At 73.4% G+C, this 3,533-nt stretch carries 4 protein-coding genes and 1 pseudogene; 3 read left to right on the top strand and 2 right to left on the bottom strand.

Going from position 1 to position 3,533, the window contains the following annotated elements:
• A partial coding sequence (locus tag DY240_RS07830; protein ID WP_147375229.1) for an ATP-dependent helicase occupies nucleotides 1–1,308 on the bottom strand: 1,308 nt, incomplete at its 3' end.
• Nucleotides 1,309–1,443: 135 nt separating this feature from the next.
• Here DY240_RS07830 and DY240_RS07825 point away from each other — a divergent pair.
• Nucleotides 1,444–1,692 carry a mycoredoxin gene (locus tag DY240_RS07825; protein ID WP_199701050.1) on the top strand — a complete coding sequence of 83 codons (249 nt, stop codon included), beginning with the start codon at nucleotides 1,444–1,446 and terminating at the stop codon, nucleotides 1,690–1,692.
• Here DY240_RS07825 and nudC read toward each other — a convergent pair.
• Nucleotides 1,679–2,578 (bottom strand): NAD(+) diphosphatase, encoded by a 900-nt coding sequence (gene nudC, locus DY240_RS07820; protein ID WP_199701046.1) that lies wholly within the window; start codon nucleotides 2,576–2,578, stop codon nucleotides 1,679–1,681. The genes DY240_RS07825 and nudC overlap by 14 nt on opposite strands.
• Before the next feature lie 35 nt (nucleotides 2,579–2,613).
• On the opposite strand from nudC, the gene deoD reads away from it, so the two are divergent.
• Together deoD and DY240_RS07810 are read left to right on the top strand one after the other, a co-directional pair.
• Nucleotides 2,614–3,318, top strand: a complete 705-nt coding sequence (deoD, locus tag DY240_RS07815; protein ID WP_119659383.1) for a purine-nucleoside phosphorylase — start codon at nucleotides 2,614–2,616, stop codon at nucleotides 3,316–3,318.
• Nucleotides 3,315–3,533: pseudogene (locus DY240_RS07810) on the top strand (hypothetical protein); the annotation flags it as partial. The gene deoD and the pseudogene DY240_RS07810, both read left to right, overlap by 4 nt.

Raw genomic sequence — 3,533 nt, 5'->3', positions numbered from 1 at the left:
GCCGCCGGCGGGCGGCGTGGGCGACCAGCCCGCCGAGGAGAGGACGGCGGCCGTGGCCGCCGCGGCGTCGGGGGCGTCGGGCGCGCCGTCGGCCGTGCGGACGGCGGCACGCAGCAACATGGCCGCCTGGCGCACCTCGCCGCGGTCGAAGAACCGCTCGGCGCCGCGGACGACGTAGGCGACGCCGGCGTCGGCCAGCGCCTGCTCGTACGCCTCGGACTGCGCGTTGACCCGGAACAGCACGGCGATCTCGCGTTGCGGTGTGCCGTTGGCGACCAGCTTGCCGATCTGGTCGGCCACCCACGCGGCCTCGGCGAGCTCGTCGGCGTGCTCGACGAAGACCGGCTTCGGGCCGGGCGGACGCTGCGCCTCGAGGACGACGCCGGCGTGCGCGTCGCGGGCGCCGCGCAGCACGGCGTTGGCGACGCCGACCACCTCGGGGGTGGAACGGTAGTCGCGGAACAGCCGCACGACGGTCGCGCCGGGGAAGCGCTGCGGAAAGCGGATGAGGTAGTCGGGCTGGGCGCCGGCGAAGGAGTAGATGGTCTGCGCGGGGTCGCCGACCACGCAGACGTCGGTGCGCTCGCCCAGCCAGAGGTCGAGCAGCTTCTGCTGGACCGGCGAGACGTCCTGGTACTCGTCGACGACGAAGTGGTGGTACTGCGAGCGGACCGCCTCGGCGACGCCCGGGTGCCCGGACAGCAGCCCCACGGCGGCCAGCAGGATGTCCTCCATGTCGAGGACGTTGCGGTCGGTCTTGAGGTCTTCGTAGGCGGCGTAGACCCGGGCGACGGACTCGGGGTCGACGCCGCCGACGTCGCGGTGTGCCGCCTCGGCCGCCGCGACGTAGGCCTCGGGCAGGACGTTGCTGACCTTGGCCCACTCGATCTCGGACGCGAGGTCGCGCAGCACCGTGCGGTCGGTGGGCACCCGGCAGCGCGACGCGGCCGAGCCGACGATGGGCAGTTTGCTCTGGCTGATCTCGGGCAGCTCGGAGCCGGTGATCTGCGGCCAGAAGTACCGGGCCTGGCGCAGCGCCGCGGAGTGGAACGTTCGGGCCTGGACCCCCTCGGCTCCGAGCCCGCGCAGGCGCCCGCGCATCTCGCCCGCCGCGCGCGTGGTGAACGTGACGGCGAGGGTGCGGCGTGGGTCGAAGGCGCCGGTGTGCACGCCGTGGGCGATGCGGTGGGTGATGGCGCGGGTCTTGCCGGTGCCCGCACCGGCGATGACGCACACCGGCCCGCTGAGCGCCGTGGCGACCGCGCGCTGCTCGGGATCGAGGCCGGCGAGGACGTCGGGTGCGCGCATCGCCCCATCCTCGCAGCCGCCACCGACAGGACGCGACCCCGGTGCGAGAGCCCCGCGACCTAAGGAACAATCCGGGCGGGCGGCCGTGTTGAAGTAGCTGACATGACAAGTACATCTCGAGGAGCAGGAGAGTCGATGTCGCAGTTCACCATGTACAGCACCACGTGGTGCGGCTACTGCCGTCGGCTCAAGTCCGCGCTGAACCGCGAGGGCATCACGTTCCACGAGGTCGACATCGAGGCCGACCCGAAGTCCGCCGACCTCGTCATGAGCCTCAACGGCGGCAACGCGGTCGTCCCGACACTGGTGTTCGCCGACGGCAGCTCGCTGACCAACCCGAGCCCGTCGCAGGTCAAGGCGAAGCTGACCGCTACCGCCAGCTGACCTCGACCGGCAGCGGCCCGCCGTACCAGCCCTCGACCAGCTTCCGGGCGATCGAGATGCCGCTGGGCGGGAGGACGTCGCCGCTCTCCATGGCCGTGGTCAGCTCGTCGCGGCTGAACCAGCGGGCCTCGGCGATCTCGTCGCCGTCGGGCACCGGGTCCTCACCGGCCGCCGTCGCGTAGTAGCCGAGCATCAGGCTGGACGGGAACGGCCACGGCTGCGCGCCCGCGTAGCGGCACGACGTCACCCGCACGCCGACCTCCTCGTAGAGCTCGCGGACCACGGCGTGCTCCGGCGTCTCGCCCGGCTCGACGAAGCCGGCCAGCGTCGAGAAGCGGTGCCCCGGCCACGCCGCGGACCGGCCCAGCAGGCAGCGCTCCTTCTCGTCGACCACCAGGACGATGACCGCGGGATCGGTGCGTGGGAAGTGCTGCGACCCCTCGGCCTCGCAGACCCGGACGTGCCCGCCCTGCTCCGACCGGGTGCGGGCGCCGCAGCGCGGGCAGAACCGGTGGGTGGCGTGCCAGTTGGCCAGCGCGATCGCATGCACGGCCAGGCCGGCGTCGCGGTCGCCGAGCACGGCGCCCACCTCGCGCAGCGTCGCGCCTCCGTCGGGCTTCCCCTCCACATGGACCGCGACGTAGGCGACGCCGTCGTCGTCGAGACCGAGCAGGAGGCGCTCGCCGTCGGGCGCGTCGGCCGTGGTGACGAACCGCAGCGCCTCGTCGTCGACCGGCACCGTGCCGTCGCCGACCAGCAGCACCCGCGTGGCGCCGTCGGCCCACAGCGAGTCCAGCCAGGCGGCGTCGGTGCGGCGGTCGGCGGCGCGGTCGACGGTGGAGCGCGACAGGGCAAGGGGTCCGGGCAAGACGTAGGCCTCGTGCACGACCCACGACCCTACGCCGGATACCGTGTGCACTCGTGAGCACCCACATTGCCGCCGCGTCCGGCGAGATCGCCGAGACCGTCCTGCTGCCCGGCGATCCGCTCCGTGCCGAGTGGATCGCCAAGACGTACCTCGACGACGTCAGCTGCTACTCGCAGGTACGCAACATGCTCGGCTTCACCGGCACGTACCGGGGCGAGCGCGTCTCGGTGCAGGGCACCGGCATGGGCCAGCCGTCCATCTCCATCTACGTGCACGAGCTGCTCGCCGAGTACGGCGCGAAGACGCTGGTCCGGGTCGGGTCGTGCGGCGGACTGCTGGCCGACGTCGCCATCCGCGACCTCGTCATCGGCATCTCCGCGGCCACCGACTCGTCGATGAACGCGCTGCGCTTCGAGGGCTTCCACTACGCCCCGACGGCCGACTTCTCGCTGGTCAGGGCCTACGTCGAGAAGGCCGAGGCCGCGGGCGCCCGCTACCACGTCGGGCAGCTGTTCAGCACCGACGTCTTCTACCACGACCGCCCCGAGCTGCGGGACCGCCTGACGCAGTACGGCGTCATGGCCGTCGAGATGGAGGCGGCCGCCCTCTACACGCTCGCGGCGAAGTTCGGCGCGCGGGCCATGGCGGTCTGCACGGTGAGCGACAACCTCGTCACCGGCGAGGAGACGTCGGCCGAGGAGCGCGAGCGGACGTTCGCGGAGATGGTCGAGCTCGCGCTGGACACCGTCTCGGCGTGAGCCCGCGCCACCGGGCGTGGCTCGCCGGGTCGACGGCGGCCGCCGCTCTGGTGGCGGTGCTCGTCGTGTGGCCGCAGGTGCTCGGGCTGTCCGGCGCCTACGGTCCCGCTCAGGTGGTGGCGCTGCGCGGCCTGACGGTCGCCGCCGGCGCCGTCGCAGCAGTGCTCGTCGCGGCGCTGGCGCTGGCGCTGCGCCGGGCGCGCCGGCCGCTGGCC

Source organism: Jiangella rhizosphaerae (assembly GCF_003579925.1).
Lineage (GTDB): Bacteria > Actinomycetota > Actinomycetes > Jiangellales > Jiangellaceae > Jiangella > Jiangella rhizosphaerae.
Note: the sequence above shows the minus strand (reverse complement) of the source record. Positions and strands in the feature narration are given on the sequence as shown.

Bases quoted from the DNA above. Each gene is read 5' to 3' on its own strand.
- DY240_RS07825 (WP_199701050.1), top strand. From the start codon at position 1,444: ATGTCGCAGTTCACCATGTACAGCACCACGTGGTGCGGCTACTGCCGT.